We start from the raw sequence: 7,099 nt of genomic DNA on the forward strand, positions 1-7,099 counted from the left end.
ACCCTCTGTGGATCTTCCGCAGAGGGTGCTGTTTTATCCAGACCGTACATGAAACGCGTGACAAGTATTTGAACCTGTCACACATTTATTTCTCAGTTTTTCAGGCTGTGCAGCGGTGCGGGAATCCGGCCGCCCCGGGCGATAAATGCGGCACTGGACTCCGGATGCACCGGCATCACCGGCGCACTGCCCAAAAGGCCGCCCATCTCCACCGTATCGCCCACCTGCTTGCCGGGAGACGGCAGCAGACGCACAGCGGTAGTCTTGCAGTTGACCATGCCGATGGCTGCCTCGTCCGCAATGATGGCGGAAATGGTCTCCGCCGGCGTGTCACCGGGAACGGCGATCATATCCAGGCCCACAGAGCAGACGCAGGTCATAGCCTCCAGCTTATCCAGGCACAACGTTCCCGCCTTGGCGGCGGCGATCATGCCCTCGTCCTCACTGACGGGAATAAAAGCTCCGGAGAGGCCGCCCACACTGGAGGACGCCATCACGCCGCCTTTTTTCACCGCGTCGTTGAGCAGGGCCAGCGCTGCCGTGGTACCGTGGGTGCCGCAGACCTCCAGGCCCATCTCCTCCAGAATCCGGGCCACACTGTCCCCCACCGCCGGCGTGGGAGCCAGGCTCAGGTCCACGATGCCGAAAGGCGTATCCAGCCGGCGGCTGGCCTCCTGGGCCACCAGCTGGCCCATGCGGGTCACCCGGAAGGCTGTCTTTTTCACAGTCTCCGCCACCACGTCAAAGGGCTGTCCCTTCACCGCCTGCAGTGCAGAGTGCACCACGCCGGGACCGGAAACTCCCACGTTGATGACCTTCTCCGCCTCGCCCACACCGTGGAAGGCGCCGGCCATGAAGGGATTATCCTCCACTGCGTTGCAGAAGACCACCAGTTTGGCACAGCCCAGGCCATCCTGGGCCTCCGTGGCTTTGGCGGTGTCTTTGATGATACAGCCCATCAGGGCCACCGCATCCATATTGATGCCCGCCTTGGTGGACCCCACGTTCACAGAGGAGCAAACCAGCTCCGTCCGGGACAGCGCCTCAGGAATGGAGCGGATCAGCCGTTCGTCGGCCACCGTCATTCCCTTCTGTACCAGGGCGGAATAGCCGCCGATAAAATTCACGCCGCAGGTTCTGGCTGCCCGATCTAACGCCAGAGCGAAGGGAACATAGTCCTCCGTCTCACTGGCTCCGGCCACCAGCGCCATGGGCGTAACAGAGATGCGCTTGTTGACAATGGGAATTCCAAACTCCCGCTCAATGTCCTCGCCGGTCTTGACCAGGTTCTCCGCATAGCGGGTGATCTTTTCATAGATCTTCTCGCAGGCCCGCTTGGGGTCCGGGTCACAGCAGCTGAGCAGCGAGATGCCCATGGTGATGGTACGGATATCCAAGTGCTGCTGATCGATCATCTCAATGGTGGAGAGAATTTCCTTCTGATTGAGCATAAACTGCCTCCAAAGCAACCCCCGCACATGGGGGAACATTTGTATCGTCCTGCCGGACTTTTCCAGCAGCTGCTCCCAGCGGCATGCACGCCGGTAGAAAACGCTGCCAGAGCACATCTGAACCTGAGACGGAGCTCCGCCCCCTGTTCAGATCCGATGCATCGCGTCGAAAATCTCCTCCCGCTGAATGCGGATGGAGATGCCCATTTTTCCGCCCAGCGCCTCCAGCATCGTCCGCAGTTCACCGATCGACGCATTGGAACCGCCCACATCCACAGCCATAACCATGGTAAAGGCACCGTGGAGGATGGTCTGGGAAATGTCCAGAATGTTGACGTTGTTCTCAGCCAGCAGGGCACAAACGGCGGCAATAATGCCCACTTTGTCCTCGCCCACGACAGTGACAATCGCGTTCATAAAAATGCTCCTCCTTGCAGGCCGCTCAGCCTTCTTCGGCGGCAGCGCCTGATCGCTGTAATTTTTAAATTTTAGCACACTTTCACAAAAAAGTAAACCGTCAATCCGCCAGAAACAAGACAGCGGAAGCAATGCCCGGCAGCAGAAGCGGCTGCCACAGCAGTGGTTGGAGTGTCAGCAGGACATAGGCTCCCGCCAGGATCACCGCCAAAGCCGACCAGACATAGAAAAGCCGCCCTCCATCCGGGCCATAGGCCAGCGCCGCCGCCAGCACTGCCGCCCAGACCGCCAGAAAGGACCGCCCATCGCCCCCCAGCATCTGAATGCCGCGGCACAACAGTGCTGCTGCCGGTGGTGCCAGTACCAGGGCCGGCAAATCCCGGGAGACCGCCCGGAAACCATGACGAAGCCGTCCCGCCGCGCAGATTGCCAACGGCCAGAACACGATCTTGGAAAGCTCCCAGGGAGTGTCCGACTGGGGGACAACCGCCGTCAAGACGCCGTGCTGTACCGTACCATGGAGCATCATCAGCAACAGCCCTGTCAGCAAGGCCGTCAGATATCGTGCGGCAAAAGATGCAAAGTGGTCCTTCATCGTGCCATTCACCTCTCTCCACCCTATTCCAAAAGGCAAAGAGACAGAACAGGCGGGGGCTTCGGGAGGACCCCCCCGCCCCGCCCCGCGACATGTTCCCAAACACGGACCGCTTTTACAAAACGCAGTCAGGTCTCGTCGAAGAACTTAGCATGAACCGCCTTTACGGCTCTGTTCACATCTTCCTCATTGAGCAGTACGGAGACCCGGATCTCGGAGGTGTTGATCATCTGGATATTGATGCCTGCCTCGTACAGCGCCTCGAACATTTTGGCGGCCACACCGCAGTTGCTCATGAGGCCCGCACCCACAATGGAGACCTTGCCGATCTTATCGTCGGCCGCAATATGGTCAAACTTCAGCGTCTGCTTGGAGTCGCTGAGGATCTTCACCGTCTCCTCCAGGTCTTTCTTATGTACCGTAAAGGAAATATCCTTGGTATCTTCCCGTCCGATGGACTGCAGGATCACGTCCACATTGATGTTATGCTTGCTCAGCAGATCAAACACCTGGAATGCAACGCCGGGATTATGCTCCAGCCCGACAAGAGCGACCCGGGCAATACTGGTATCCTTGGCAACACCGGCGATATTGGTTTTTTCCACTTTGGTGACCTCCTTCACTTTCGTGCCCGGCTTGCGCTCCAAGCTGGACAGCACTTCTAAATTCACTCTGAACTTCTTGGCCAGCTCCACGCTGCGGTTATGCAACACCTGCGCGCCCTGGCTGGCCAGTTCCAGCATTTCATCATAAGTAATCTCATCCAGTTTTCGGGCATTGGGCACCAGACGGGGATCGGTGGTATACACGCCGTCCACATCCGTATAGATCTGGCACAGATCCGCCCGGAATGCCGCCGCCAGCGCAACGGCACTGGTATCGGAGCCGCCGCGGCCCAGCGTTGTAACGTCACCGTTGCGGTCCACGCCCTGAAATCCGGTCACGATCACGATCCGATGCTGGTCCAGCTCCGCCTGAATCCGCTCACTGTCGATCTTTTTGATGCGGGCGTCAGAGTGCACGGAGGTGGACTGGATGCTCACCTGCCACGCCGCCAGAGACACGCAGGGAAGCCCCATTGCCTCCAGCGCCATGGCACACAAGGCTACGGAAACCTGTTCACCGGTGGACAGCAGCATATCCATCTCCCGCTTGGAAGCGTGGGGATTGATCTCCTCCGCCTTGGCGATCAGATCGTCGGTGGTGTCGCCCTGGGCGGAGAGAACCACGATCACATCGTTGCCCTGCAGGTAGGTCTCGGCGATGATGCCGGCAACGTTGCGGATATGTTTGGCATCCTTGACGGAGCTGCCGCCGAATTTCTGTACGATCAAACTCATAGTATAATCCTTCTTTGCCTCAGATTGAATTGCCCTCCCGCTTCATCATACGCGGGAATCCTCCGTTTGGAGCCTCAGTCCATCACCCGCAGGCAGGCGTATGCCTGCACGGCGCGGGAAAGTTCTTCCGCCTGCTGTCCGCTGATACGGTCTGTCAGGAAGGCGGCCTGCCCCTCCTTCTCCCAGAGGGATTCCACCGTTCCGAGTCCTGCGTCATGCCGGGAGCCGCTTTCTACACGGAAGTAGTACCGGGAACGCAGTTCCAGCGGATCTGTGAACTTGCCGGAAGGCTCCCAGGAGACGTCCCGGCCCGGGCCAGCCTGAAGTGCCTCCATCACATCCGCCACGCAGGCAGAAGCGGTCGGCATCCTTCCGGCGCCTTTCCCGTAAAACATGACCTCACCGGTGGCATTTCCCTTGACCACCACTGCGTTGAACACATCTCCCACGCTGGCCAGCGGCCATTCCGCCGGGATCAGGTGCGGCGCCACATAGGCGCTGCATCCGCCGTCCGGCACGCGGACTGCCCGTCCCAACAGTTTGATGCGGTATCCCGCCTGCCGGGCAATCTCCACATCCTGCAGACAGATCCGGGAGATCCCCTCCATCGGGACCCGTCCCGGGTCCACCTGATGGCCAAAGGCCAGATCCGCCAGAATACAGATCTTTCGTCCGGCGTCAATCCCCTCCACGTCGTCAGTGGGATTCGCCTCCGCGTAGCCCTTCTCCTGGGCCTCCCGCAGCGCATCCGCAAAAGATGCTCCAGTTCGGACCATGCGGGTGAGGATGTAATTGGTGGTGCCGTTGAGAATCCCGTATACCTCATCGATACGGTTTGCCGCCATGCACTCTGTCAGCGGGTGCAGAATGGGGATACCGCCCCCCACACTGGCCTCAAAAAGATAATGCACGTGGTGCGCTCTTGCCACTGCCAGCAGTTCGCAGCCTTTTTCCGCCACCAACTGCTTATTGGCCGTCACCACATGCTTCCCGGCTTCCAGCGCCCGCTTGGTATACGTATAGGCCGCACCCACACCGCCGATGGTCTCCACCACCACGCGGATCTCTTCGTCCTCCTCGATTTTTCGGAAATCGTCCGTCATCAGATGACGGTAGGGACCATCGTGAAAATGCCGCACCAGGACCGTTTTAACCCGCAGGGGCTCTCCCAGCTTGTGAGCAATCTGTTCGGCATTTTCCTCCACTACCCTGGCTACGCCGGTCCCCACCGTGCCCAGCCCCATGATCGCGATCTGTACCATGTCAATGCTTCCTCTCCCTCAGCCCGCCAGGACCTCAAACTTTACAACACCCTCCAGCGTGGAAACAGCTGTCAGGAGCTGCTCCAGGCTCTCCTCCATCTCGCTGGTCTCGGCGGAAATGGTCACCGCCGCACAGCCGTTGGTGGGGATGCTCTGATTGATGGTCAAAATATTGGCTCCGGAAGTGGCAAACACCGAAAGGACCCGGCTGAGCACGCCGGTATTGTCCTTGAGCATGCCGTAAAATGTCAGGATATGCTCTGACTTCATATCATTGAACGGCTGTACAGAATCCTTGTACTTATAAAACGCGCTGCGGCTGATCCCGGCCAGCTTTGTGGCCGCACCCACCGTATCCACTTCCCCGGTCTGCATCATCCGCTTGGCCTCTGCCACCTTGATGAAAACCTCCGGCAGAGCGTCCGCTGCCACGATGTAGTACTTGATTTCTCTCGCCATTACGTCCGCCTCCTACGGTCATTTGTCTTTGTATGTCGTCCATATTACCATACATTCTGTGGCAATGCAACGAAAATACCAAAAATTCCTTTGGGGAAAACAGGAAATCTAAAAGGCATTTGTCCGCCATCCGTGGTCAAAATGACCGAATTTTACCGCCTGTCCAGGGGATATCCGCCTTTTACCGCAGAAAAGGGGCCGCCCTTTGAGGCGGCCCCGCTCCTCTTGTTGTTTATTTTGCCTGATAAATCGCTTTCATCCCCAGGTAGGTCTCGTAGCAGTCCAGCTTGGACACCACCTCAAAGGGTGCGTGCATGGAGAGCACCGGCACACCGGCATCCAGCGTGGTGATGTTGCGGTTTGCCATATACACGGCCACGGTGCCGCCGCCGCCGGCGTCCACCTTGCCCAGCTCCGCGATCTGCCAGATCACCCCGGCCTCGTCAAAGAGTCTGCGGGCATAGGCCACCGTCTCGGCACAGGCATCAGAGGCACCGGACTTGCCTCGGGCCCCGGTATATTTGCAAAGGCCAATGCCGTAGTTGACATAGGCGGCGTTGCGTTTTTCAAACACGTCGGCAAAGTTGGGGTCAAAGGCCGCCGTCACATCCGCGCTGAGGCAGAACGATTTCTCCAGGCACGCACGGACAGGAACGCTTTGTCCCTCGCACAGATCCTCCAGGAAGGTATCAAAGGCCGCGGACTGCATGCCCGTCACACCGTCGGAGCCGATTTCCTCCTTATCCGCCAGCACACACACCGCCGTCCGCTCCGGCGTCTCCTCCAGATCCAGCAGGGCCTTCAGCGCCGCATAGGCGCAGACCCGGTCATCGTGGCCGTAAGAACCGATCAGGCTGCGGTCCAGACCGATGTCGCAGGCATTCACCGCCGGCACAGCCTCCAGCTCCGCGGAGGTAAAGTCATCCTCCACGATGCCGTACTTCTCGTGCAGCAGCCGCATCACAGCCACCTTCACCCGGTTGGTGTCCTCCTCATCACCGATGGGACGGCTGCCCAGCAGCAGATTCAGCGTCTCACCGGGGATCGCTTCTCCCAGCGGCTTCTTGTTCTGCTCCATTCCCAGGTGGGGCAGAAGGTCGGTGATGACCAGGCGGGGATCTCCCGGGTCGGACCCCACAGAAACTTCCACCGTCGTACCGTCTTTCAGCGCCACCACGCCATGGAGCTCCAACGGAATGGTGACCCACTGATACTTACGCAGGCCGCCATAGTAATGGGTCTTGAAATAGGCCAGTTCGCTGTCCTCGTACAGGGGATTGGGCTTGAGATCCAGCCGGGGAGAATCAATGTGTGCCGCGGCGATCTGGGTGCCCTCCGCCAGGGACTTTTTCCCGATATGAGCCAGCAGTACGCTCTTCCCCCGGTTGCACAGATACACCCGATCTCCCGGCTTCAGGTCCATTCCCCGGACATAGGGGCGATACCCCTTCTCCTCCGCCATCCGGACCGTCTCAGCAGCGCAGAGCCGTTCTGTCTTGGACCGGTCCAGATAAACCTTATATCCGGCGCAGTATGCCTCCATGGCGTCTGCATCCACCGACTTGTCATAGCCGT

7 protein-coding genes are annotated in these 7,099 nt (G+C 59.2%); all 7 read right to left on the reverse strand.

The genetic code is table 11. From position 1 onward, the window contains the following. Positions 1-92 precede the first annotated feature (92 nt). Positions 93-1,451, reverse strand: a complete 1,359-nt coding sequence (locus tag QZL67_RS11160; RefSeq protein ID WP_022290799.1) for a PFL family protein — start codon at positions 1,449-1,451, stop codon at positions 93-95. 147 nt (positions 1,452-1,598) lie between these two features. Continuing rightward, a complete protein-coding gene (locus QZL67_RS11165) occupies positions 1,599-1,868 on the reverse strand; it encodes an ACT domain-containing protein (protein ID WP_022290800.1) in 270 nt (89 codons plus the stop codon). A gap of 100 nt (positions 1,869-1,968) precedes the next feature. Then, entirely contained in the window at positions 1,969-2,463 is a 495-nt protein-coding gene (locus QZL67_RS11170; protein WP_022290801.1) for a hypothetical protein, read from the reverse strand. A 128-nt stretch (positions 2,464-2,591) separates the two neighbouring features. Then, positions 2,592-3,803 (reverse strand): aspartate kinase, encoded by a 1,212-nt coding sequence (locus QZL67_RS11175; protein ID WP_022290802.1) that lies wholly within the window; start codon positions 3,801-3,803, stop codon positions 2,592-2,594. Positions 3,804-3,877: 74 nt separating this feature from the next. Beyond that, positions 3,878-5,065 carry a homoserine dehydrogenase gene (locus QZL67_RS11180; RefSeq protein ID WP_022290803.1) on the reverse strand — a complete coding sequence of 396 codons (1,188 nt, stop codon included), beginning with the start codon at positions 5,063-5,065 and terminating at the stop codon, positions 3,878-3,880. A gap of 18 nt (positions 5,066-5,083) precedes the next feature. Beyond that, positions 5,084-5,524, reverse strand: coding sequence for an ACT domain-containing protein (locus QZL67_RS11185; RefSeq protein ID WP_022290804.1), 441 nt, complete (start codon positions 5,522-5,524; stop codon positions 5,084-5,086). Between the two features lie 232 nt (positions 5,525-5,756). After that, the coding region (locus QZL67_RS11190; RefSeq protein ID WP_292920335.1) for an aminopeptidase at positions 5,757-7,099 on the reverse strand (1,343 nt) is incomplete at its 5' end.

Source organism: Oscillibacter sp. CAG:155 (assembly GCA_000436875.1).
Lineage (GTDB): Bacteria > Bacillota > Clostridia > Oscillospirales > Oscillospiraceae > Oscillibacter.